Consider the following 24300-nt stretch of genomic DNA (forward strand, 5'->3'; position numbering starts at 1 on the left):
TTTTGCCCGCGAAAAAGTCAGGCCGACGCCTGAGGGGCATTCATCACGTCCTCCAGCAACGTGCGCAACAACGCCACGGTCGCTTGCTGGCGCTGTACGTCGCGGCACACCAACCCCACTTTGAGCGGCACCCTCGGTTCACTCAAGGGTTTCCACAGCAGTGCTTTGCTGTTGTGTTCATCCTGGGAGCGCCCCGGCAATACGGTGGCAAGTTTGGTATGGGGCAGGCTGTCGAGAATCCCCACCATGGTATTCAATTCCGCTTGCACCTGCGGTCGCCGCCCGAGGTTGGACAGCTGGCCTTGCCAGATCTGTCGCACCTGAAACTCTTCCCCCAGCAGCAACATCGGCAACTCGGCCGCCTGTTTCAGCGAGACTTTTTTGAATGCCCGCAGAGGATGGTCTTCGGGGATGACCACCTTCAACTCATCTTCATACAACAGCACGCCATGCAGCCCTGGCTGGCGCGGCGGCAAGTAGCTGATGCCGATGTCCAGCGAGCCGTTAAGCAACCGGCGTTCGATCTCCAGCCCGGTCAATTCGTAAATCTGTACCACCAAATGCGGCTGGGCCTTGCGCACGCGCTCCAGCATTTGCGGGACCAGGCTGGTGTGCACGGTTTGCAGTACGCCAATGGCCAAGGTGCGCATCGCCTGGCCCTTGAAGTTGCGCAGGGCTTCGACGGCCTGCTGCATGCCATCAATCAAAGGCAACGCGTGGTTGTACAACGTATGCGCAGCCAGCGTGGGTAACAGGCGCTTGCTGCTGCGCTCGAACAGGCTCACATCCAGGTTCTGCTCCAGTTGGCGAATCTGTTGCGACAGCGCCGGCTGAGAGATCGAAAGTCGCTCCGCGGCACGGCCCACGTGGCCTTCCTCATACACCGCGACGAAATAACGCAGTTGCTTGAAATCCATAAGACTTACTTATCGAAAAAGCTGGAAAATCGAAATGGCCGCTGGCCCCTGAGACGCCTAGTCTAGCGCCTATTCGCAGGGCTTACAGGGCCGGATCGGGCAATGAATAACGTTTATCTTGATAGCGTTTACATAGGCAAGGCAAAAAACCTTCAGGCAGTGTCTGCACGGGACGCCGACCAAGGTCGGGTTGCCATGGAGGGTGAGCTGTGAATCTGTTTCGTCGCCCTGCGCCGAGCCTGGACGATTTGATCCTGGACGCGCCGCATGAATTGCCCAGTGAATCCCTGATGCCGACGGTGGCCAGGCCTGCGCAGGTCTTCGTGCGCGGCCAGGGCTCCTGGCTCTGGGACAGCGAAGACCGAGCCTATCTGGATTTCAGCCAGGGCAGCGCCGCCAACAGCCTCGGCCACAGCCCACAGGTATTGATCAACGCCCTGGCCGATCAGTCTCAAGCGCTGATCAACCCAGGTAGCGGCCTGCACAACCGCGCCCAATTGAACCTCGTCGACCGGCTGTGCCAGCACACCGGCAGCGATCAGGGTTACCTGCTCAACAGTGGTGCGGAAGCCTGCGAAGCCGCGATCAAGCTGGCGCGCAAATGGGGGCAACTGCATCGCGGCGGCGCTTATCGCATCATCAGCGCCAGCACGGGTTGCCATGGCCGCAGTTTTGCGGCGATGGCGGCCTCGGCCGGCGCTGGCGCAAGCCGTTTTGAACCGCTGTTGCCGGGCTTCAGCCATGTGCCCTTTAACGACTTGCCCGCCCTGCATGCGGCGGTGGATGCGCAGACTGTCGCCATCATGCTGGAGCCGATCCAGAGCGAAGCCGGTGTAATCCCTGCCACCGAACACTACCTCAAGGGTGTTGAACGCCTGTGCCGCGAGCTGGGAATCCTGCTGATCCTCGACGAGGTGCAAACCGGTATTGGGCGTTGCGGCACCTTGCTTGCCGAACAACAGTACGGCGTGCGCGCCGACATCGTGACCCTGGGCAAAGGCCTGGGCGGCGGCGTGCCGTTGGCAGCACTGCTGGCGCGTGGCAAGGCGTGTTGCTTCGAAGCGGGCGAGTTGGCAGGCACCCATCACGGCAATGCGTTGATGGCCGCGGCCGGGGTGGCGGTACTCGATACGGTATTGGCGAACGGCTTTCTCCAACACGTCCGTGAATCCGGCCTTTACCTCGGCGAAGGCCTCGCCCGGTTGGCCTATCGATACGACCACGGCCAATTACGCGGCCATGGCCTGATGTGGGGCCTGACGTTATCGGATGATTGCGCTGATGCCGTGGTAAAAGCCGCTTTGCACGAAGGCCTGATCCTTAATGCCCCGCAACCTGACTGCCTGCGCTTTACTCCGGCCCTCACGGTCAGCAAAAGCAACATCGACGAAATGCTCCTGCGCCTGGCCCGCGCCTTCGCGCGCGTGCGCACCGCGCAACTGCAATGCCGCAAGGGCATCGCCGTTTAACCCCATTTTCCAGAACCGTCTCGCGGCATACGCGGCGCCTCCAGCCTGATTCTTTTGGCTGGGGGCGTTTTTTTGCCTGCTCACTTCAGGATGGCCCAGTGCCAGATTCCACTGAACCCTCACGAACGGCCAAGGTCGATTAGCTACACGGCTCACACGAGCCGACTTTTTGGAGCTGACCCATGGACATCATTCGTATCATCATCGCCATTCTGCTGCCGCCACTGGGTGTGTTCCTGCAAGTGGGTTTCGCCGGCGCATTCTGGCTGAACATCCTGCTGACCCTGTGCGGTTATTTCCCGGGCATCATTCACGCCGTGTACATCATCGCCAAACGCTAAAGCCGTCAGCCTTTTGCGATGAGCCGTGAGTTGCGCTCATTGCGAAAGGCCAGTTGCTCAATGGTCTGGGTGGCATGTTCGGCCTCTTCCCGCGCTTGCAGGATGATGCCGTGCTGCTCGGACTTGCTGCACACCGGGTCGGCATTGCTCGCGTCGCCCGTGAGCATGAACGCCTGGCAACGGCAGCCGCCAAAGTCCTTTTCTTTTTCATCGCATGAACGGCAAGGCTCGGGCATCCAGTCGTAGCCGCGAAAGCGGTTGAAGCCAAACGAGTCGTACCAGATGTGCTGCATGCTGTGGTCACGCACATTGGGAAATTGCACCGGCATCTGTCGGGCACCGTGGCAGGGCAGGGCAGTGCCGTCCGGCGTTACCGTCAGGAAAATGCTGCCCCAGCCATTCATGCAGGCTTTCGGGCGTTCCTCGTAATAATCCGGTGTGACGAAAATCAGCTTGCACGGGTGGCCTTCGGCCTCCAGCTTGGCGCGGTACTCGTTGGTGATACGTTCGGCGCGCACCAGCTGTTCTCTAGTCGGCAGCAACCCCACACGATTGAGTTGCGCCCAGCCATAGAACTGGCAGGTGGCGAGCTCGACGAAGTCTGCTTCCAGTGCGATGCACAGCTCGATGATGCGGTCGATTTTATCGATATTGTGCCGATGGGTGACGAAGTTCAGCACCATCGGATAGCCATGCGCTTTCACTGCGCGGGCCATTTCGAGTTTTTGCGCGAAGGCTTTTTTCGAGCCTGCCAGCAAGTTGTTCACCTGTTCATCGCTGGCCTGGAAGCTGATCTGGATATGGTCCAGGCCGGCTTTCTTGAAGTCACTGATCTTCTGCTCAGTGAGGCCAATGCCGGAGGTGATCAGGTTGGTGTAGAAGCCCAGCTTACGCGCCTCGGCGATCAGCTCGGCAAGGTCCTGGCGCACCAGCGGTTCACCGCCGGAGAAGCCCAATTGCGCAGCGCCCATCTCCCGGGCTTCGCGAAATACCTTGATCCATTGCTCAGTGCTCAGCTCCTTGCCTTGCTCGGCAAAATCCAGTGGATTGGAGCAATACGGGCACTGCAGCGGGCAGCGGTAAGTCAGCTCGGCGAGCAGCCACAGCGGCAGGCCAATCGGTGGTTTTTCAGGCAAGGGTGATCCAGTGCTCAGCACGGGCGACCTCCATGAAATCCTCGATGTCTTTACCGAGCTCAGGCACGCCAGGGAATTGTTTGTCCAGCTCGGCGATGATCGCTGCTACGTCGCGCTCGCCGTCGATCAAACCACCGATCAACGCGGCGCTGTCGTTGAGCTTGATCATGCCTTCGGGGTAGAGCAACACGTGGCCTTTTTGCGCTGGCTCGTACTGGTAGCGGTAGCCCTGGCGCCAGGTCGGTGTTTTGCTGCGATCAAAGCTCATAGGGTGATCCCTTTATGCCAGACCCGCTGCTCGGTCACGCTGTGATAGGGCGGGCGGTTCAGTTCATAGGCCATGCTCATGGCATCCAGCATGCTCCACAGTATGTCCAGTTTGAACTGGAGAATTTCCAGCATGCGCTCCTGGCCTTCGCGGGTGGTGTAGTGCTGCAGCGTGATCGCCAAACCGTGCTCCACGTCGCGCCGGGCCTGGCCCAGGCGGGTGCGGAAATACTCATAACCGGCAGGGTCGATCCACGGGTAGTGCTGCGGCCAGCTGTCGAGGCGCGACTGGTGGATCTGCGGCGCGAACAGTTCGGTCAGTGAGCTGCTGGCGGCTTCTTGCCAGCTGGCGCGGCGGGCGAAGTTAACGTAAGCGTCCACGGCAAACCGCACGCCGGGCAGTACCAGCTCCTGGGAGCGCAGCTGGTCCGGGTCGAGGCCGACCGCCTGACCCAAACGCAGCCAGGCTTCGATGCCGCCATCTTCACCAGGGGCGCCGTCGTGGTCGAGCAGGCGCTGGATCCACTCGCGGCGGATTTCGCGGTCCGGGCAGTTGGCCAGGATGGCGGCATCCTTCAAGGGGATGTTCACCTGATAGTAAAAACGGTTGGCGACCCAGCCCTGGATCTGCTCGCGGGTGGCGCGGCCTTCATACATCGCCACGTGGTACGGGTGATGGATATGGTAGAAGGCGCCCTTGGCCCGTAAGGCGTGCTCGAACTCGGCGGGCGTCAGTGGTGTGTCAGTCATTTCGGTTGCTCCTACAATTCGAGGCTCATGCCGTCGTAAGCCACTTCAACATTACGCCGTACCAGCTCGGCCCTTTCGGGGGAGTCTTCATCGAGGATCGGGTTAGTGTTGTTGATGTGAATCAGCACTTTGCGTTGCTTGGGCAACTGCTCCAGCACTTCCAGCATGCCGCCGGGGCCGTTTTGCGCCAGGTGGCCCATCTCGCGACCGGTGCGGGTGCCAACGCCACGGCGCTGCATTTCATCGTCATCCCACATCGTGCCGTCCACCAGCAGGCAATCGCTGCCCGCCATGATCTCCAGCAATGGCGCGTCGACCTTGCCCAGGCCCGGGGCGTAGAACAGTTTGCCGCCGGTGCGCAGGTCTTCAACGATCAGGCCGATGTTATCGCCGGGGTGCGGGTCGAAGCGGTGCGGCGAGTAGGGTGGTGCGGCGCTGCGCAGTGGCAGCGGGGTGAAACGCAGGTTAGGGCACGCCGGGATGGTGAAGCTGGCGTCCAGTTCGATGCGGTTCCAGGCCAGGCCGCCGTTCCAGTGCGTGAGCATGGTGAACAGCGGGAAGCCGGTGCTCAGGTCTTCATGGACCATGTCGGTGCACCACACCTGGTGCGGGCAGCCTTCGCGCAGGCTCAACAGGCCGGTGGTGTGGTCGATCTGGCTGTCCATCAAGATGATTGCGCTGATGCCGGTATCGCGCAGGGCGCGGCCGGGTTGCATCGGTGCAAAGCCTTGCAGTTGCGCGCGGATATCCGGCGACGCATTGCACAGCACCCAGTTAACGCCATCGTCAGAGATCGCGATGGACGACTGAGTACGCGCCTGGGCCCGCAGGCTGCCATCGCGAAAGCCTGCGCAGTTCACGCAGTTGCAGTTCCACTGCGGGAAGCCACCGCCGGCGGCGGAACCTAGAATCTGGACAAACATGGTCGCTCCATCAAGCAAAACTCAAAACAAAAACGCCCCGGGCGAGCCGAGGCGTTGTCTTACCCAGCCAATCAGCGGCTGGCGAAGTACATGGTGACTTCAAAACCGATACGCAGATCAGTGTAAGCAGGTTTGGACCAAGTCATATTCATACTCCTACCAAGGGATGGGACGTTCACTACTGAGTAATACATATAGTCCACCTCCAATCGGAGATGTTCAGATATTGCCCATTAATGTTACGCAATTCTTTTCAAGTTAGCGCTGTCTTGGCGGAAAAAGCCTGTTGCAGGGTTGGCAATGATCAGCCTGCCGGTTGCCAGGCGTCCGTGACACGCGGCCCGTTGGCCACACAGCGCCAGCCTCCTGTAGCGTCGTTGAGTTGCTGGACGGCGTGCTGCAAATCCTCGCGCGTCAGGGTTTGGATCAGGTGTTGAAGTTGCCCCAGATAATCCGACGTGTGGCCCGCCAGGTGGGCATGCCAAAGCAGCTCGGCGGCTTGGGCGACAGGCAACTCATCGGCAGTGAATTGCTGCGCCAAGCGTTGGTTGTCAAAGTCGCCGCGGCTGTCGACCAATGCCGACACCTGTTCCAGGAAGGTTTTCAGGTGATCAACGATCCCGCTCAGGGAAACGCCGGGGGATTGCACGCCAAACAGCAGCCCGGTTTGCCCGTTGACCTGTCGGATACCGCTGAATACCGCGTAGCCGATTTGCAGTTCGACGCGCAGGCGCTGGTAAAACGGAGCCTGCAGCAGATGCCCAAGCAGTCGCCATGCCGCTTCGTCTGCCAGGGCACGCGTCGGCGTTGGGCAAAACAGCAACAACGCGGCCTCGCTGGCGTCGGTGTTTACCTCGTGCCATCGCTTCTGGCCGTCGAGGGTGGGTGACGTGTACTCAAGGCTTGCCGGCTGCCCGGGCAACCGCGCTGCCGCGATTTTGATCGCAGCTTCACACGCGGCGGGTAAACCGAAACCCAGCCCTTGCCACCGGGCGTTAGTCCATGGGGCGGGCGTCTCGCATGCTCGCGAATGATCACCGGTGCAGCAAGCAGGCAACGCCTTGAGCAATGCGCGAATAGCGATCAGCGGCGCTGGGGCGGGTGGCGGCAGGTGTTCATCCGCTGAGCCAAGGCGACGCGCCAGTTCTTCAACCACTGCCGGCATGGGCTCGTGAAGGCCGACCATTTTCACCTGCCAGTCATTACCAGTGGTTTCGAAAGACAACTCGATTCCAGCCTGATGGGCATGCTCACGCAACGGCTGCAATGTGCTTTCCAGCCCGACGGGTACGGCGCAATCAAACCGCAACTGCAGGTAGAGCGCGCCTTCATCGGTGTCATCTGCCAAGGCCTGGCTGAATGCCAGCGCCGACACTTCTCGGCGGCCTCGGGAGCGGTCCTGGGCAAAGGTGCGCAAACCACGGTGTGCGCTGGTCTGGCCGCGAATCAGCCCGGCGCGTTCTTCTTTGACGGGCGGGCGCAGGAACGGGTTGTGGGGTGGCAATTGCCAGGTGTGTTCAGAGGGCGGCAGGTGCAGAGCATCAAGCATCGCCTTCAGGGCTACGCAGTCGTTGTCCGACAGGCCTGCGCTGTCGTGCCGAGCCAATGCAAGGGCGCCCTGGACCTGTTGTTGGCGAGCCGCACGCAGGGCGAATTCTTCGCGTAACGAAGACCAGTCGCTGTGTATGAAAAAGCTCAGCCAGTCGTGCAGCAGCGCTTCGATTCGGGTAGCCGAACTGTCTTGATTGCCGAGGGTAAAGTCGATATCCAGCACTGCCTGGCCGGCGAAGTGATAGAGCACGGAAGCCTGCACAGCGCTGGCCAGTTTTTGTGCTTTCAGTTCCGCCAGCAGCCCACCCGGTGCCGAGGCGTTGAGCCACGTGCAGAGAAAATCCAGTGCTTCACGGGGGGCGTCACAGGTAATGACGTGGTGCAGGTGGTGGTTGGCGGTGTGTTGAAAACGCCGTGCCTGGCCTCGCATCAGCGCTGGCGGCGGTGCCTGTGGGCGCGCTGGCCCTGAAACCAATGTTTCGCTGAACTGTTGGGCCAACGCGTGCAGTTCCTCCAGCGGCTGCGGGCCGGCGAGGCTCAAGGTCATCTGCCCGGTCCGATAGAACCCGGAGTGGAATTCTCGCAGTGCCTGTTGAAATGCCTCACGCTCCACCGGCAGGCTATCGCGATTGCCCGCATGAAAGCCTCGCAGAGGATGATCGGCTGCCAAACCTTCCAGCAGCGCGACTTGCTGTTGCGCCTGGGCGTCCTGAGACCAGGCAACAAACTCCGCTTGCAGCACTTCGCGTTCACGCAGTTGGTCTTCAAGCGCCAGGCGCGGATGGGCCAGCATCTCGGCCAGCCGCTCCAAGCCATCCGCAAAGGGCGCCACCGGCAACTCAAAGAAGAAGTCCGTGGTGCGCTCGCGGGTGCTGGCGTTGACCTGCCCGCCATGACGCTGCACGTAGGCCATCAACCCTTCGTTTGTCGGAAACCGTTGGGTGCCGAGAAACAACAAATGCTCAAGAAAATGCGCCAGCCCCGGCCAGGCCAATGGCACGTCATGGCTGCCAGCGGCCACGCGTAACACCGCGGCGCAACGCTTCAAACGCGGCGCATGGCGCAAGGAAACGTGCAGGCCGTTGGCCAGGGTCAGGTGCAGGTGATGGGGGTGGGCCGGCGCAGGCATGGGCACTTCCGAAACGTAGGATGTGCCCATGTTAACAAACCGCCAACAAACCGGCTGGGTCAGGGCTTGTGCAGCGCGCCGTATAGCTCGGGGCGTCGATCCTGGAGGTAGTGGTTGGCAGTACGTGCGTCAGTGATCGCTTGGCGATCCAGATGCCCGACGATCAAGGCTTCATCCAGGCCAGCCTGGGCGATTCGCTGACCATTCGGCGCGGCAATGCTGCTTTGCCCGCAGTATTGAATCTCGTCCTCGTGCCCGCAATAGTTGGCATAGGCCACATAACACTGGTTTTCAAAGGCCCGCGCTCGCACGGTTACGTCGGCGACGAAGTCGAACGGCACCATGTTGGCGGTGGGCACCAGGATCAGTTCGGCCCCGGCGAGGGCCAGGCGACGGGTGTTTTCCGGGAATTCCAGGTCATAGCAGATCAGAAAACCGAGCGTCCAACCGTTCAATTCCACCAGCGGGAAATCATCCTCCCCGGCGCTGAACATCGAGTGATCCAGGTCGCCAAACAGGTGGGTCTTGCGGTAGTTGCACAGGCGCTGACCGTGGGCGTCGATCAACTGCACGGCGTTGTAGATCTGCCCGTCCTCGGCCCGCTCCGGGTAGCCATAGAGGATCGCCAGCCCGGCGCTTTTCGCCAGGTCGGCAATCGTCTGTGCTGACGGCCCGTCCTGGGCTTCGGCCAGCGCGCCAACCGCTTCGGCACCGATGTTGTAGCCGCTGAGGAACATCTCCGGCAGCACCAGCACATCGGCACCCGACGCTTCATGCGCGAGTTGGTGCAGGCGCTTGAGGTTACCGTCGACATCCAACGGCAGCGGTGGGCATTGGTACAGGGCGACGCGCATGTTCAACTCCTTAATCGGCCAGGGCGATCGGTCCGATTTCATCAAATACGTCACCCGGCCCCGGGTTCTCCGAGTGAGTGCTGCCACCGAAGTGAGTCATGATGCCCCACACCGCGTTCAGCGAAGTCTGCACCGCGCCTTCCACCCAGGCGGGCGTCCAGGACACGTCGTCACCGGCGATAAAAATCCCGCGTTGTTCGGCGGGCATGTCCTTTTGCATGAAGTGCGCATACATCCGCTGGTTATAGCGATAGTGGCCGGGCAATGCACCTTTGAACGCCCCGAGGAAATGCGGGTCGGCTTCCCACGATACGGTGATCGGGTCGCCGATGATGCGCGCCTTGATGTCGACTTTCGGGTAAATCTTCTTCAGCGCGTCGAGGGCCAGCTTCACGCGCTTGTCGATGGGCTGCGGCAGCATTTTCAGCGCGTCGCTCATCCACGAGTACGACAGGCAGATAACCCCAGGCTTGCCGTCGCCGTTGTCGAACAGGTAAGTGCCACGGGTCAGGCGATCGGTGAGGGTCATGCTCATCAGGTCGCGGCCGGTTTCCGGGTCTTTGTCTTTCCAGAACGGGCGGTCGACCATCACGAAGGTTTTCGACGACTGCATGTAGCGCGTGCGGTCCAGGGCCATCCACATTTTTTGCGAGAACAGGGTTTCGTCGCATTCGATCTGGGTGGTCAGCAGCCAGCTTTGGCAGGTGGTCAGTACGGCGGCGTATTCGCGGGTGTCGCCGTAGTTGTCGGTGACTGCGAAACGGCCATCAGCGGCGTGGGCAATGCGTTTCACACCCGCCCGTGGCGCGCCGCGATGCAACGAACTGAGGCTGGTGCCGGCCGGCCAGTGCGCACAACGCTCCGGCACATGGCGCCAGATGCCCATGGGCACTTGCGCCACACCGCCGACCACCAGGTGTTGATGGTCGTCGCAGTTGGTCATCACCACGCGGAAGATCTCGAGCATCGAGTTGGGGAAGTCCGAGTCCCAGCCGCCGGTGCCGAAACCGACCTGGCCGAACACTTCGCGGTGATGGAACGACAGCTTGGCGAAGGCCTTGGAGGTGGCGACGAAGTCATAGAAGGTGCGGTCGTCCCACAGCGGCACCAGCTTATTCCACAGCGCTTTGAGGCGTGGCACGTCGCGGTCGCGGATGGCCTGCTGGATATCACCGAACTGCGAACCGGCTTCCAGCGCATCCGCCCAGGCATCCGCAACTTCCTGGAACAGTACCGGCAAGTCGGAGATTTTTTGCGCGTAGTGAGTCTGGCCTTCGAGGTCGATCACGGTGCTGCCGGAGGCCGGCGTCAGCGGGTTGGGGAAGGGTTTGGTTTCCAGGCCCAGCTTGTCTACATAGTGGTAGAACGCGGTGGACGACACCGGAAAACGCATGCCACCCAACTCGGCGATGATGCCTTCGGCCCCTTCAAATGCCTGGGACCGCAGGCGACCGCCCATTTTCGAGGCTTCATACACCACGGGCTTGAGGCCCAGCTTCATCAGCTCGTAGGCGGCCACGAGGCCCGCGATCCCGGCACCGACAATCGCCACTTCGGCGCCATGGTTGGCCGCCGGGATGCTACCCAGACCGGCCGGGTGCTCAATCCAGTCATCAAAGGCAAACGGAAAGTCCGGGCCAAAAATGGTGATGGGTTTTTTACCGTCGGCGGGGTGGCGATTGGTTTTGCTGATGGTGCTGGACGGAATGCTCATGGCTGACCTTACTGGCGACTCGACGGGATTCGGCCCGTTGAGTATAGGAAAAGATGGCAGCCAGTTTAGGGAGCGTTGCGTTCGTTAATAAGACGCAAAGTGTCGTCGGATTGGATTGTTTTTAGTCAAACTGACGAAGTTGTAAGTCAGATTGGTTGGCCACGATCCAATTTGTTACTGAGGATGATCGAAGTGGTGGTTTTCTCCACGCCATCGACGCTGCCAATCTGGTCCAGCAACTGATCCAGCTGCTCCGGCGAGTCGGTGCGCAGCCAGGCCACGTAATCGAATTCGCCACTCACCGCACACAGCTGCTGCACCTGTGCCATGGCGCTCAGCCGGCGCAACACTTCCTTGCCCGAACGCGCTTGTACGGTGATCCCGACATAAGCCTGCAAACCACCATCGATCACACGCTGCCCGAGGCGCACGCCATACCCGGTAATCACCTGGGTTTTCTCCAGGCGTGCCAGGCGCGACGTCACCGTGGTGCGCGCAATACCCAACTGCCGTGCAAGCATGGCCACGCTTTCGCGGGCGTTAATCTGCAAGGCGGCGATCAGTTGGCGATCGATTTCATCCAGGGCGGGCAAGGGGAGCTCCAGTGCGGGCGGCAATGGGGCGCCATGTTACAGGTTTGCGTGGGTGTGGAGGTGGTAGGCGAACAGCTGACAAAAACCTCTACGCCAGATACACGAGAGCCGCGCAATGCGCGGCTTTCTTGTTTGGTGGGCCCAGTAGGACTCGAACCTACGACCAAGGGATTATGAGTCCCCTGCTCTAACCAACTGAGCTATAGGCCCTCAGTAGGTCGCGGATTATAACGACGGTTTCCCCGCTGTGCCATCCGAAAAGTCTGAAACCCTCATATGAAGAAAAGCTTCGGCAAAAAGCTCGGGCGGCAGCGGTAGGCTGACGATGTAGCCTTGCATCTGTTCACAGCCTTCGGCCGCGAGGAAGGCCTGTTGCGCGGGGTTTTCCACGCCTTCGGCGATGATGGTGAATTGCATGCTGTGGCCCAGGGCGATGATGGCGCGCACGATGGCGGCGTCGTGGGGGTCGTCGGGCAGGCCGCGTACGAAAGACTGGTCGATCTTGAGGAAATCCAGCGGCAGGCGCTTGAGGTAGCTGAGGGATGAATAGCCGGTGCCGAAGTCATCGATTGCCAGTTGCACGCCCAGTTGTTTGAGCTGGTGCAGCACCTCCAGCGCTTCTTCGGCCTGGCTCATGATGAAGTTTTCGGTGATTTCCAGTTGCAGGCAGCCGGGCTCCAGGCGGTAGTCGCGCAAGAGTTGTTCGATGCGCGCTAACAGGCCGGGATGACGCAGTTGCGCGCCAGCAAGGTTGACCGACAGTGGGCCGAAACCCTCATAGGCGGTTTGCCAGGCGTGCAGTTGCCGGCAGGCTTGTTCCAGTACCCAATCGCCAATCTGCAGGATCGTGCCGTTCTCTTCGGCGAGGGCGATGAAGTGTTCGGGTGGCACGTCGCCGAAGGTCGGGTGGTGCCAGCGGATCAGTGCTTCGGCGCCGATCAGTTCCTGAGTGTCCAGGCTCAGCTTCGGTTGGTAGTACAAAAACAGCTCTTCACGCTCGATGGCGCGGCGCAGTTCATGCTCCAGAGCCACGCGCTCTTTGGCTTGAGTGGTGAGGTCGCGGGTGTAGCTTTCAACGCGGTTGCGGCCCTTGGCCTTGGAGCGGTACATCGCGGCGTCGGCGTTTTTGACCAGGGTGGCGACGTCAGTGCCGTCCTGCGGGTACAGGCTGGTGCCGATGCTGGCGCTGATAAAGAACTCGTGCTCGCCGGCCTGGAACGGTGGAGTGAAGCAGGCGAGCAGCTTGTTGGCCAGGTGCTCGGCGTCGCTGGCTTGTTGCAGGCCGGGCAGCAGGATGATGAATTCGTCGCCGCCCAGGCGCGCCACGGTATCGACGTCGCGCAGTTGCTCCTTGAGGCGCACCGCGATGTCTTTGAGCAACAGGTCGCCAACGGGGTGGCCGAGGCTGTCGTTGATGTGTTTGAAGCGGTCCAGGTCGAGGAACAACACGGCGCCCTGGTGACCGCTTTCCTGCTGGCCGTTAAGTGCCGCCTGCAAACGGCTTTCAAACAGGGTGCGATTGGGCAGTCCGGTCAGCGGATCATGATGGGCCTGGTAGTCGAGGCGGGCCTGGGCATGCTTGAGGCTGGAGATGTCGGCAAACACAGCGACGAAGTGTGTGACCACTTGCTCGCGGTTACGCACGGCACTGATGGTCAGCCAACTGGGGTACAGCTCGCCGTTCTTGCGGCGGTTGGAAATCTCGCCCTGCCAGTGACCCAAAGCGGTCAACTGGTGCCACATTGCCGCATAGAATGCGCTGTCATGCAGGCCGGAGGCGAGCAGGCGCGGCGTACTGCCGAGGGCTTCGGCTTCGCTGTAGCCTGTGATTTCGCTGAAGGCGCGGTTGACGGCGCTGATGTTCTGCCGGGTGTCGGTGATCAATACACCTTCGGCCGTGCTCTCGAACACGGTGGCGGCCTGTTGCAGTTTTTCCTGCATGAATTGGCGTTCGGTGATGTCCCGCGCGATGGTCAGCATGCAATCTTCATCAGCAATGGGCAGCGGGCGGCTGGACACTTCGCAAAGGCGAATTTGCCCATCACTGCGCCGTATATGGCAGACGAAATCGCGGACAAAACCGTCGCGCTGCATCAGTTCCAGCAGTTGTTTGCGTTCGTTGAGGTCGACCCAAATGCCCAGGTCCAGGGTTGACTGGTCAAGTGAGGTTGCGCTGGTAAACCCGGTCAGTCGGCTGAAACCCTCGTTCACTTCAATCAGTAACCCATCGCTTTGGCGGCTCAGCAGCAAGCCATCCGGTGAGGCGTGGAAGGCTTTGGCGAATTTCTCTTCGGAGGTTTGCAGCTGTTGTTGGGTTTCCTTGAGCTGGGTGATATCACGCACCACCACGACCAGGGCCTCGGTGGTGTCGAGCTGGAACGGCTCCGCGGAGATCAGCCCGGTAAACGCTTGGCCATTGCTGCGCAGAAAAGGCATTTCCAGGTTGCGCACGCTGCTGCTTTGGACCCGTTGCAGCAGGTCGGGGCCGACGCCCTGGATGCCCCAGATATTCAGTTCGGTGGCGGTTTTACCGACCACTTCTTCGGCGCTAAGGCCAATCTGATCCTCGAACGCTTTGTTCACTTCAAGCAGGCAGCCATCGGACATCCGCGCAATCACCAGGATGTCCGGGCATTGCTGGAACACCGAGGCAAATTTTTGCTCGGACAGCTGCAAGGCTTCTTCGGTGCGCTTGGCTTCGCTGATATCGATCATCAAGCCGCGTAGCACCGGCTCGTGCCCGTGCTCGATGAGGCTGACAATGTCGCGCACCCACAAGCAGCGGCCGTCGGCGGTCATCACCCGATAATCGATGCTGTGGTCGCGGTTTGCGCGCGTTTCCCGGTAGCAATAGGCTTCAGCGCGCGTCAGGTCGGCGGGGTGGATGATGTTGCGCCAAAAGCCTGGAATCAGCCAATGGGCGCGGGGGTAGCCCAGCAGTTCTTCGGCATGGGGTGATACGTAGCTGTAGGTGAAATCGCTGATGCTGGCTTCCCAGGCGATGGCCGACAGGCTCTCTACCAGGCCGCGATAGTGATACTCGCTGCTGCGCAGTTCCTGCTCAAGGGCGACCCGCCGGGCAATCTCCGAGCTGAGTCGACGATTGATCCGAATCACGATGGCCAGCACGGTACTCAACAACAGCACCGCCGGTAGGCCATATTTCAGCAAGTCGACCCAAAAGGTGCGGTGATCGGTAACGCTGCCGACCCAGTGCTGCTGGATCGCGTCGGTTTCGTCTGAGCTGAGGTCGGCGAGGACTTTGTCCAGAATGCCTACCAGCATTTTCTGATCGCGCGGCACACCCATCGCCAACTGATAGCGGTAGGGCGTCTCGCCGCTGACGTACAAACCATCCAGTTTGAGCTGGCGCAGGCTCCAGACGCTGGATGCCAGGTCGCCAATCACGGCATCCACTTCGTCAGTGGCCAGTGCTTGCAGGGCCGAGCTGACATTGGGCATCGCCACCAGGTTGAGGTCGGGATGGTGGGTGCGCAGCAATTCGTGAGGCGCGTAGTTCTCCACGACCGCGATCTTCAGGCCATACAGGTCCTTGAGGTTGCGCGGTTGCGCGCCGCCCTCATGGGCGAGGATGACGATGGGAAAATCCAGATAGGGGCGTGTGAAGGCCAGGTAGTTCTGGCGCTCCGGCGTGGACATGATGCCGGGCAGCAGGTCGAGCTGGTTATTTTTTGCCTGCTCAAGCACGGCGGTCCAGTTTACGGGCTCGACCAGTTTGATCCGCACGCCCAGGCGGTCCTGGATCAAGCGAACATAGTCAGCAGCCAGGCCTTGGTAACGGCCATTTTCGTCACGGTATTCGAAGGGTGGCCAGGAAGCATCCACCCCCAGGCGCAGCTCCTGATGGTCCGACAGCCAGCCACGCTCTTCATCAGTAAGAGTCAACGCGCCAGCCGTTGCGGTCCAGGTCAGCAGCGACAGCAGTATCACGGTCGGCAGTCTGGGCATAACGGTCTCGTTATGGCACGGGGAATGGTTCGAGTGTAGACGGGCATTGCGGGAGAGGGGTATTGCGGGGCAGTAAATCTATAGAAAGTAGTCTGTAGAAAGCAAAACCCCCGGCCTGGGCCGGGGGTTCTGGTATCACTCGTCGAGGAAGGAGCGTAGATGCTCGCTTCGCGTCGGGTGGCGCAACTTGCGCAGCGCCTTGGCTTCGATCTGACGGATCCGCTCACGGGTCACGTCAAACTGCTTACCGACTTCCTCAAGGGTGTGGTCGGTATTCATGTCGATGCCGAAACGCATGCGCAGTACCTTGGCTTCACGGGCAGTGAGGCCAGACAGTACGTCGCGAGTCGCTTCTTTAAGGCTCTCAACGGTAGCCACATCGATTGGCGACTGCATGGTCGAGTCTTCGATGAAGTCACCCAGGTGGGAGTCTTCGTCATCACCAATCGGCGTTTCCATGGAGATCGGCTCTTTAGCGATCTTCAATACCTTACGGATTTTATCCTCAGGCATTTCCATGCGTTCGCCCAGCTCTTCCGGCGTCGGTTCGCGACCCATTTCCTGCAACATCTGCCGGGAAATACGGTTGAGCTTGTTGATGGTCTCGATCATGTGCACCGGAATACGGATGGTGCGGGCCTGGTCGGCGATCGAGCGAGTGATCGCCTGACGGATCCACCAGGTGGCATAAGTCGAGAACTTGTAGCCGCGACGGTATTCGAACTTGTCCACAGCCTTCATCAAGCCGATGTTGCCTTCCTGGATCAGATCAAGGAATTGCAGGCCACGGTTGGTGTACTTCTTGGCGATGGAGATCACCAGACGCAAGTTCGCTTCAACCATCTCTTTCTTCGCGCGGCGGGCCTTGGCCTCGCCGATCGACATGCGACGGTTGATGTCCTTGATCTCAGCAATCGTCAAACCGGTTTCGGTTTGAAGCGCGGTCAATTTCTGCTGGCAACGGATGATGTCCGGCTGCAGGCGACCAATGGCTTCAGCGTATTTCGCCTTGCCTTTGGCCAGTGCATCGGTCCAGCTTTCATCAACTTCGTTGCCCGGGAACTGGCGCAGGAAGTCGGCACGCGGCATGCGTGCATCACGTACACAGAGCTGCATGATTGCGCGCTCTTGGGCACGCAGACGCTCAAGGGCACTGCGAACACGCTCAACCAGGCCTTCGAATTGCTTCGGCACCAGCTTGATTGGCATGAACAGCTCAGCCAGGGCCACCAGCTCGGCAATTGCCAGCTTGTTGCCACGACCGTGCTTTTTCAGGGCCTTGCGGGTGATTTCCATTTGATCGGAAACCGCACCGAAACGCTGGGCAGCGATGATCGGGTCCGGGCCGCTTTCGACTTCATCTTCGTCGTCGCTGCTGGCTTCAGCATCGTCTTCTTCGGTGTCGTCGTCGGCTTTAGGGGCCTTCGGGTCGACGGGCGGCGGTACTTCGGCGGCAGGCGGCGCAATACCGTCGTCCGGGTCGATATAACCGCTCAGAACGTCGGACAGGCGACCACCTTCGGTGGTGACGCGGGTGTACTCGGAGAGAATGTGGTCAACCGTGCCTGGGAAGTGCGCAATTGCGCCCATCACTTCACGGATACCCTCTTCGATACGCTTGGCGATTTCAATTTCGCCTTCACGTGTCAACAGCTCGACGGTACCCATTTCACGCATATACATGCGCACAGGGTCGGTGGTACGACCGATATCGGTCTCCACAGCGGCCAGCGCGGCAGCCGCTTCTTCAGCGGCAGCCTCGTCGGTATCGGCGTCCGCCAGCATAAGGGAATCCTTATCTGGCGCAGCTTCGAATACGTTGATCCCCATGTCGTTAATCATGCGGATGATGTCTTCCACCTGCTCTGGATCTGAAATATCCTCAGGCAGGTGGTCGTTGACCTCCGCGTAAGTCAGGTAACCCTGCTCACGACCGAGAACGATCAACTCTTTGATACGAGACTGCTGTTGCGCTTTTCCGGACATAACACCCTATCCACTGAAGGTCTTGGCGGGCAAAAAACAAGCCGAGGATTATACCCGAGCTATGACCTCACACGCCAGCTGAGGTCGGGTTTGATGCGGAAACATTCTGTTTTAAGAGGTCACGCATCTGTTTTGCTATCTGAATTTGCTCTTCAGCCGACAATCCCGGCTGCCTCGCTCTTTTGATGAGTTCATCGAGGGTCTGCGTATGCTGACCCGCGGATAACCTAGTAATGGTGTCTAAAAACTGTTGTTCAAGGTTATCGCCGTCAATTAGCCACTCCTTTTCTGCAAGTGCTTTAAGGAGGCGGCCTTGTTCGGTGCCATGCCAACGAGCCATCAACTGAATTGAGTTTAGCTTAGGATTTTTCTGTACCGCCTCGATCAAGGCGATCAGTACCTGAGCATAGGTGTTGCTCTCGTTGGCAAAATGGTCGGCGCTTTCCACCTTTCCCGCCAATTGCGGGTGGTGAATAAGCGTTCGCAACGCAATAAGTGTCGGGGCTTCGACCGCCAGGGGCGTGCGTGGAGCGTAGGACTCATCACGATCACCGCGCTTGCCGTTCTTGCTCCAGGGCTTCTTGTCCCATTTTTTACCGCCGGCGCCGGGCTTTTTCGGTGTCCACTCCTGCTGTGGCGCGTAGGCGTCCTGCGGTTGGTGGAAGTCGGAATAGTCCGGCATGGCGTCGTAATCCATGCCTGGGTCGTACGCGGGTGGCGCGTCTTGCGGTGCGTTGTGTACCAGCTGGCTGACGGCCTCGCCGCTCAAGCCGGTTATTTCCAGCAGGCGCATGCGCATCAGTGACTTCAGGTTGGCGCCCGGCACTTTGTCGATCAGCGGTGCTGCGAGGGTGGCCATGTGGGCCTTGCCTTCGAGGGAGCGCGGGTCGGCTTCTTCGGTCAGTTGCTGGAAGAAATAGTCCGCCAGGGGCTGCGCATGCTGATTAATGCGCGCGCGGAAGGCGTCGGTGCCTTCGGAGCGCACCAGGGTGTCAGGGTCTTCGCCTTCAGGCAGGAACAGGAAGCGTGCGCGGCGCCCATCCTGCAGGCTCGACAGTGTGGCTTCGAGTGCGCGCCAGGCGGCGTTACGGCCGGCCTGGTCGCCGTCGAAGCAGAACAATACGTTGGGCACCACGCGAAACAGGCGTTTCATGTGTTCTTCGCTGGTGGCAGTCCCCAGGGTGGCGACGGCATTGCGCAGGCCCTGCTGGGCGAGGGCAATCACGTCCATGTAGCCTTCCACCACGATGATTTCATCGAGGTTGCGATTGTTTTTGCGCGCCTCGAACAGGCCGTAGAGTTCCTGGCCTTTATGAAACACGGGGGTTTCCGGGGAGTTCAGGTACTTGGGTTTATCGTCCCCCAGTACTCGGCCGCCGAAAGCGATGATCCGGCCACGGCTGTCGCGGATCGGGAACATCACGCGGTCGCGGAACCGGTCGTAGCGCTTACCCGTCTCGGCATTTTCCACCAGCAGGCCGGCGTCGATCATCGCCTTCTGTTGCAAGGTGTCGCTGCTCAGGTGCTTGTACAGGTTGTCCCAGCCGGGCGGGGCGAAGCCGAGGCCGAAGTCCCTTGCGATCTCGCCCGTGAGGCCGCGGCCCTTGAGGTAATCGACGGCGGCCTTGCGCTGCGGATGGCTTTTAAGCGCCTGACGATAGAAGTCGGCAGCGGCCGTCAGCAGCGGGTACAGCGGCGAGTCGGTGGGTTGTCGCGGTTTGTGCGGGCGGCCACTTTCTTCGCGAGGGATTTCCATGCCGGCGGCTTTCGCCAGTTCCTCGACGGCCTGGGGGAAGTCCAGGTTGTCGTGGTCCATGATGAAGCCGAGGGCGTTGCCGCCCGCGCCGCAGCCGAAACAGTAGTAGAACTGTTTGTCGGGGCTGACGCTGAACGACGGGGTTTTTTCTTTGTGAAACGGGCAGCAGGCGGTGTAGTTCTTGCCAGCCTTCTTCATTTGCACGCGCGAGCTGACTACATCGACGATGTCGGTGCGGTTCAGAAGGTCGTCAATAAAGCTCTGGGGAATTAGCCCGGCCATGGCGTTCTCGTCATCACTGCGTGTCAATGAGGCCCGTGAAGTGCTCGGGCGCGCAAATTGTGCGGCTCGATCAACTGTCGTCTGCTTGGGCTGTCAGGAAGTGTATCTGCCGAACATTCACTGACGTTAATTTCAATCAGATTTCGGCATGGACATGTTGCCCGGGAGTCCGGTCTTGGCCGTGTGCGGGCCTCGGAAGCTCATCGGTGGGCGCAGTCGATCTGTTGATCGCCTGTTAAAAAATAAGTGTGCTCGTCAGTAGCCTTGTTAGGCTCGTCAGAAGAGACGCGCACCGCTGGCAGAAAAGCCAGTCCTGACGTTTGAAGCAGTGTCTCGGTCGCGTGTGCGGCGTCGACGGTGAAGCATCAAGCGATATCCGCAAATGCCAATAGCCCGGCTGAGGGCCGGGCTTGGCAGAAGCTTGCTACGAACGTCTGTGTATTAGTACAGACGAACGGCGCGGCGCTGCTCGCGCTGAACTTTCTTAGCGTGACGCTTAACAGCGGCTGCTGCTTTACGCTTACGCTCAGAAGTTGGCTTCTCATAAAATTCGCGGCTACGAACTTCAGCCAGAACACCGGCTTTTTCGCAGGAGCGCTTGAAACGACGCAGAGCTACGTCGAAGGGTTCGTTCTCTTTTACTTTGACGGCTGGCATCCAGAGCTACCTTCTTTCATTACCGGGAATCAACGTTCTCGTCGCAAAAAATTCGCGGCTGAGGTCGTCGGTTTTTAAGGGTTGCGGATGTTAACCCCTCATTGCCCGGAATGCAAAGCCTCTGATCGAAAACCGCTAGTCGGGAGGGGGAGTGGCGACTATTATGCGCGCCTTCGAATTCAGCCTCTACAAGGCGCAAACCCATGCTAGTACTGGGACTTGAAACCTCCTGCGACGAAACCGGTGTCGCACTTTACGACAGTGAACGCGGGCTTTTGGCCGATGCACTGTTCAGTCAGATCGACCTGCATCGCGCCTATGGCGGCGTGGTGCCGGAGCTGGCCAGCCGTGATCACGTCAAACGTATGCTGCCGTTGATTCGCCAGGTGTTGGACGAGGCCGGCTGCGTGCCGACCGAGATCGATGCCATCGCTTACACCGCTGGCCCTGGATTGGTCGGAGCCCTGCTGGTTGGGGCTTCTTGCGCCCAGGCACTGGCGTTTGCCTGGGGCATTCCTGCCCTGGGTGTGCACCACATGGAGGGCCATTTGCTGGCCCCGATGTTGGAAAAAACACCTCCAGAGTTCCCGTTCGTCGCTTTGTTGGTTTCCGGCGGCCATACGCAGCTGGTTCAGGTCGATGGGATAGGCCAATACACGCTTTTAGGCGAGTCTCTGGATGACGCTGCCGGCGAGGCTTTCGACAAAACCGCGAAGATGATGGGCCTCAATTACCCCGGCGGGCCGGAAATTGCCCGTCTTGCCGAAAAAGGCATCCCGGGCCGCTACACGTTCCCGCGTCCGATGTGTGATCGCCCTGGCCTGATGTTCAGTTTCAGCGGCTTGAAAACCTCCGCGCTCAACACCTGGCAACAGAGCGTCAGCGCCGGGGACGACAGTGAGCAAGCCCGTTGCGACATCGCGCTGGCGTTCCAGCAGGCCGTGGTGGAGACTTTGACCATCAAGTGCAAGCGCGCCCTCAAGCAGGCCGGTATGAAGCGCCTGGTGATTGCGGGCGGCGTCAGTGCCAACAAGGCCCTGCGCACTTCGCTGGAAAAAATGCTCGGCGACATGAAGGGCGATGTTTTTTACGCGCGCCCTGAGTTCTGCACCGACAACGGCGCAATGATTGCGTATGCCGGTTGCCAGCGCCTGCAGGCCGGCCAGCATGAGAGCCTGGCGATCAGCGTGCAGGCCCGCTGGCCGATGGAGCAGCTGACACCGTTGTAAGGGCTCACTGTGAACCGGGTTCATCGAGCGTATTTAAAAATGCCGTTCGCGCCCGGCAAACAGGTCGCGTAAATTGCCGCGGTGGCGCCAGACGATCAGCAGTGTCAGCACGCTCATCGGCAACAGCGCCGCAGGTTCTTGCCAGGCCAGCAATGGCAGAGTGAGCGGCGTGGCGATCAGTGCGGCCAAGGAGCTCGTGCGGGTCAGGTAGAACGTCAGTAACCAGGCGAGCACGGCCAGCAACGCTGCCGGAGGGTAAATCCCCAGCAACATGCCGGCCGCCGTGGCGACGCCTTTGCCACCGCGAAAGCGGAAGTACAGCGGAAACAGATGGCCCAGGACGGCAGACACGCCCACCCAGGCTTGCTGTTGCAGGGAGAGGCCGACGCCGTTGGCGATCAGCACGGGCAGCAGGCCCTTGCACACGTCGCCCAGCAGCGTCAGGACGGCGAGTTTCTTGCCGGCCAGGCGCAACATATTGGTGGCGCCGGCATTGCCTGAGCCACTCATTCGCGGGTCGGGATTTCCCGTCAGGCGGCTGAGCAAAATGGCGAAGGACAGCGAGCCGAGCAGGTAGGCGAGAGTCGCCAGTAACCAAAACATGCTAACTATTCCGGGCGAGGACGCCCTGATTCTAACGGGGCAACGCGCCCTTGTCGTGCTGCGGAGAAGAGCTTGGACAGAGTGTTTATCGAAGGCCTGGAAGTCGACACCGTGATCGGGGCCTACGACTGGGAGCGCGGCATCAAGCAATGTCTGCGTCTGGACCTGAGCTTTGCCTGGGACAACCGCCCGGCTGCTGCGGGTGACGATCTGACCCTGGCGCTCGATTACGCCAGCGTATCTGCGCGTATCCAGGCCTTTGCCGAACAATCCCAGTACCAGTTGGTGGAAACCTTTGCCGAGCGCCTGGCCGAAGTGCTGATGCGTGAATTTCAGATTCCCTGGTTGCACCTCAAGTTGACCAAGCCCGGCGCCGTACCGGCAGCCAAAGGCGTGGGCGTGGAGATCGAGCGCGGATGTCGCTAACTCAGATTTACCTGGGCCTTGGCAGCAATATCGAGCGCGAGCGCCATTTGGTCGCCGGCCTGGATGCGCTGGCGAGCTTCTTGACCGATGTGCGCTGTTCTCCAGTGTTCGAAAGCCAGCCAGTGGGGATCAAAAGCGGGCCATTCTTCAATCTGGTGGTCTCGGCCTACACTGACCTGCCGCTGATGGAGCTGGATCGCCGGTTGAAATTCATCGAGGCCGACAACGGCCGTTATGCCCCGGACCGCAAAGGGCTGCCGCTGGATATCGATGTGTTGCTGTACGGCGAGCTGGTGGGAAATTTTGATGGCTTGATCCTGCCGCGGGCAGAGATCCTGAAAAACGCCTTTGTGCTGTGGCCGCTGTCGTTGATGGCGCCCGATCGTGTGCACCCTGAGGCGGGCAAGACATTGGCGCAGCTATGGCGCGATGCACAGATCGATCAAGTGCTGGCGCCTGTCGGTTTTGAGTGGCAGGGCCAGCAGCTGACGCCGGACGCGCCCCTATAGGGCGTGTTGTTCTTTGTAGGCTTTCAACACCTTGAGCCGCTCACGCTTGAGCGCCTCACCCAGCTCGGGGCCTTTGAAACCTTTCTCCAGCAAAGGCGCCACAGGCACCTCACGGGCCGCTTTCGCCGCGCCGCGTAAATAATCCGCTTGTGGATAACTTCTTTGTTCCAGGCCTTTGCGGCCCCGAGCGTCCATTTCACAGCTCACCACGAACTCTTCAAAACGCTGTGGCCTGCGATAAACGTCAAAACTCTGCAGCAATTCCAGCAATGTCGACGCTTTCAGCTCCAGCGCGCGATGGCCGTGGGTGTGATATTGGCCGACAAGCAGGGCTAATTCCTGACAATCCTTCGGCACCTTGAAGCGCTCGTTCACCGCCTTGATCAGCTTCAGGCCGGTATGTTCGTGGGCAATATGCTGCGGCAACTTATCCACAGGTGTCAGGCCTTTGCCCACGTCATGCAGCAGGCAGGCCCAGCGCACGGTGAGCGGCTGTTTGTGCCGGGCCGCCTGTTCCAGCACGCTCAAGGTATGTAGGCCGGTGTCGATTTCAGGGTGATGGGCTGCTGGTTGCGGTACACCGAACAGGGCATCCACTTCCGGCATCAGGGTTTTCAGCGCGTTGCAGTCGCGCAGTACCTGAATAAAGACTTGAGGCTTATCCTCCATCAGCGCCCGAGAGATTTCTTTCCAACTGCGCTCTGGCGTCAGGGCTTCCAGTTCGCCGGATTCGCTGAGCTGACGCATCAGCTCCAACGTTGCCGGCGCGACGGTAAAGCCGAGGTGAGCGTAACGCGCTGCAAAGCGTGCAACGCGCAGTACACGGAGGGGATCTTCGGCAAAAGCGGGGGAAACGTGACGCAAAACGCGCGCTGTCAAATCCTGCTGGCCGTGATAGGGATCGGTCAGGTTGCCGTCATCATCCTCCGCCATGGCGTTGATGGTCAGGTCGCGACGAATCAGGTCTTCTTCCAGCGTCACCTCGGGGCTGGCATGGAATACAAAACCACCATAACCCCGGCCGCTCTTGCGTTCGGTACGGGCGAGGGCGTATTCGTCGCCGTTTTTGGGGTCCAGGAATACCGGAAAGTCAGCGCCCACCGGTTTGTAGCCCTTGGCGAGCATTTCTTCAGTGGTTGCGCCGACGACAACACGGTCGATGTCGGTGACCTTGATGCCCAGCAAGCGGTCACGCACCGCACCGCCGACTTTGTAGATTTTCATGAAAAAGCCTCCATT

Annotated in this window: 21 protein-coding genes and 1 tRNA gene; 5 read left to right on the forward strand and 17 right to left on the reverse strand. The window is 60.2% G+C overall.

All coding sequences use genetic code 11. The features are described from left to right. Positions 1 to 17: 17 nt before the first annotated feature. Entirely contained in the window at positions 18 to 917 is a 900-nt protein-coding gene (locus tag ACI77D_RS23660) for a LysR family transcriptional regulator (protein ID WP_064454412.1), read from the reverse strand. A 209-nt stretch (positions 918 to 1126) separates the two neighbouring features. Between ACI77D_RS23660 and ACI77D_RS23665 the strand changes: the two genes are divergently transcribed. Both ACI77D_RS23665 and ACI77D_RS23670 read left to right on the forward strand, forming a co-directional pair. After that, on the forward strand, positions 1127 to 2386 hold the full coding sequence (locus ACI77D_RS23665) for an aspartate aminotransferase family protein (RefSeq protein WP_221295773.1): 1260 nt from the start codon (positions 1127 to 1129) through the stop codon (positions 2384 to 2386). 182 nt (positions 2387 to 2568) lie between these two features. Beyond that, entirely contained in the window at positions 2569 to 2727 is a 159-nt protein-coding gene (locus ACI77D_RS23670) for a YqaE/Pmp3 family membrane protein (protein ID WP_010207008.1), read from the forward strand. 5 nt (positions 2728 to 2732) lie between these two features. Here the strand turns inward: ACI77D_RS23670 and pqqE are convergent, their stop codons facing one another. From pqqE to rpsU, 14 genes are all read right to left on the reverse strand, one after another. After that, entirely contained in the window at positions 2733 to 3863 is a 1131-nt protein-coding gene (pqqE, locus tag ACI77D_RS23675; protein ID WP_153837586.1) for a pyrroloquinoline quinone biosynthesis protein PqqE, read from the reverse strand. Further along, positions 3856 to 4131: a pyrroloquinoline quinone biosynthesis peptide chaperone PqqD gene (pqqD, locus tag ACI77D_RS23680; protein WP_038843051.1), complete on the reverse strand. Its 276-nt coding sequence runs from the start codon at positions 4129 to 4131 to the stop codon at positions 3856 to 3858. Before pqqD ends, pqqE begins: the two co-directional genes overlap by 8 nt. Next, positions 4128 to 4880, reverse strand: coding sequence for a pyrroloquinoline-quinone synthase PqqC (gene pqqC, locus ACI77D_RS23685; RefSeq protein WP_053258334.1), 753 nt, complete (start codon positions 4878 to 4880; stop codon positions 4128 to 4130). Before pqqC ends, pqqD begins: the two co-directional genes overlap by 4 nt. Positions 4881 to 4891: 11 nt before the next feature. After that, positions 4892 to 5803: a pyrroloquinoline quinone biosynthesis protein PqqB gene (gene pqqB / locus ACI77D_RS23690; protein ID WP_064454408.1), complete on the reverse strand. Its 912-nt coding sequence runs from the start codon at positions 5801 to 5803 to the stop codon at positions 4892 to 4894. Positions 5804 to 5874: 71 nt separating this feature from the next. Further along, positions 5875 to 5949 (reverse strand): pyrroloquinoline quinone precursor peptide PqqA, encoded by a 75-nt coding sequence (gene pqqA, locus ACI77D_RS23695; protein ID WP_003194766.1) that lies wholly within the window; start codon positions 5947 to 5949, stop codon positions 5875 to 5877. A gap of 158 nt (positions 5950 to 6107) precedes the next feature. Beyond that, positions 6108 to 8483, reverse strand: a complete 2376-nt coding sequence (gene pqqF / locus ACI77D_RS23700; RefSeq protein ID WP_407017615.1) for a pyrroloquinoline quinone biosynthesis protein PqqF — start codon at positions 8481 to 8483, stop codon at positions 6108 to 6110. Positions 8484 to 8542: 59 nt separating this feature from the next. Next, entirely contained in the window at positions 8543 to 9337 is a 795-nt protein-coding gene (locus ACI77D_RS23705; RefSeq protein ID WP_407017603.1) for a carbon-nitrogen hydrolase family protein, read from the reverse strand. Positions 9338 to 9347: 10 nt separating this feature from the next. Beyond that, complete coding sequence (locus ACI77D_RS23710; protein ID WP_407017616.1) at positions 9348 to 11030, reverse strand: flavin monoamine oxidase family protein; 1683 nt, start codon at positions 11028 to 11030, stop codon at positions 9348 to 9350. A 167-nt stretch (positions 11031 to 11197) separates the two neighbouring features. Then, the gene (locus ACI77D_RS23715) at positions 11198 to 11644 is read right to left on the reverse strand and encodes an Lrp/AsnC family transcriptional regulator (protein ID WP_064454405.1); all 447 of its coding nucleotides are present in this window, start codon (positions 11642 to 11644) and stop codon (positions 11198 to 11200) included. 133 nt (positions 11645 to 11777) lie between these two features. Then, positions 11778 to 11854 (reverse strand) — tRNA-Ile (locus tag ACI77D_RS23720). Between the two features lie 15 nt (positions 11855 to 11869). Further along, on the reverse strand, positions 11870 to 15613 hold the full coding sequence (locus ACI77D_RS23725) for an EAL domain-containing protein (RefSeq protein ID WP_407017604.1): 3744 nt from the start codon (positions 15611 to 15613) through the stop codon (positions 11870 to 11872). A gap of 135 nt (positions 15614 to 15748) precedes the next feature. Next, positions 15749 to 17599 carry an RNA polymerase sigma factor RpoD gene (gene rpoD / locus ACI77D_RS23730; RefSeq protein ID WP_064454398.1) on the reverse strand — a complete coding sequence of 617 codons (1851 nt, stop codon included), beginning with the start codon at positions 17597 to 17599 and terminating at the stop codon, positions 15749 to 15751. 67 nt (positions 17600 to 17666) lie between these two features. Next, positions 17667 to 19637 carry a DNA primase gene (gene dnaG, locus ACI77D_RS23735; protein ID WP_262666384.1) on the reverse strand — a complete coding sequence of 657 codons (1971 nt, stop codon included), beginning with the start codon at positions 19635 to 19637 and terminating at the stop codon, positions 17667 to 17669. A 441-nt stretch (positions 19638 to 20078) separates the two neighbouring features. After that, a complete protein-coding gene (rpsU, locus tag ACI77D_RS23740; RefSeq protein WP_002551877.1) occupies positions 20079 to 20294 on the reverse strand; it encodes a 30S ribosomal protein S21 in 216 nt (71 codons plus the stop codon). A 203-nt stretch (positions 20295 to 20497) separates the two neighbouring features. Between rpsU and tsaD the strand changes: the two genes are divergently transcribed. Further along, a complete protein-coding gene (gene tsaD / locus ACI77D_RS23745; RefSeq protein ID WP_407017605.1) occupies positions 20498 to 21523 on the forward strand; it encodes a tRNA (adenosine(37)-N6)-threonylcarbamoyltransferase complex transferase subunit TsaD in 1026 nt (341 codons plus the stop codon). A 33-nt stretch (positions 21524 to 21556) separates the two neighbouring features. Here tsaD and plsY read toward each other — a convergent pair whose 3' ends face one another. After that, positions 21557 to 22126, reverse strand: coding sequence for a glycerol-3-phosphate 1-O-acyltransferase PlsY (gene plsY, locus ACI77D_RS23750; RefSeq protein WP_064454395.1), 570 nt, complete (start codon positions 22124 to 22126; stop codon positions 21557 to 21559). Positions 22127 to 22198: 72 nt separating this feature from the next. On the opposite strand from plsY, the gene folB reads away from it, so the two are divergent. Continuing rightward, positions 22199 to 22552 (forward strand): dihydroneopterin aldolase, encoded by a 354-nt coding sequence (gene folB, locus ACI77D_RS23755; RefSeq protein ID WP_053258324.1) that lies wholly within the window; start codon positions 22199 to 22201, stop codon positions 22550 to 22552. Next, entirely contained in the window at positions 22543 to 23061 is a 519-nt protein-coding gene (gene folK / locus ACI77D_RS23760) for a 2-amino-4-hydroxy-6-hydroxymethyldihydropteridine diphosphokinase (RefSeq protein ID WP_064454394.1), read from the forward strand. The genes folB and folK overlap by 10 nt, the downstream gene beginning before the upstream one ends. Here folK and ACI77D_RS23765 read toward each other — a convergent pair. Then, entirely contained in the window at positions 23056 to 24285 is a 1230-nt protein-coding gene (locus ACI77D_RS23765) for a multifunctional CCA addition/repair protein (RefSeq protein ID WP_407017606.1), read from the reverse strand. The two genes, folK and ACI77D_RS23765, sit on opposite strands and share 6 nt — an antisense overlap. Positions 24286 to 24300: the final 15 nt, after the last annotated feature.

This window comes from Pseudomonas sp. O39 (genome assembly GCF_045447295.1).
GTDB lineage: Bacteria > Pseudomonadota > Gammaproteobacteria > Pseudomonadales > Pseudomonadaceae > Aquipseudomonas > Aquipseudomonas antarctica_A.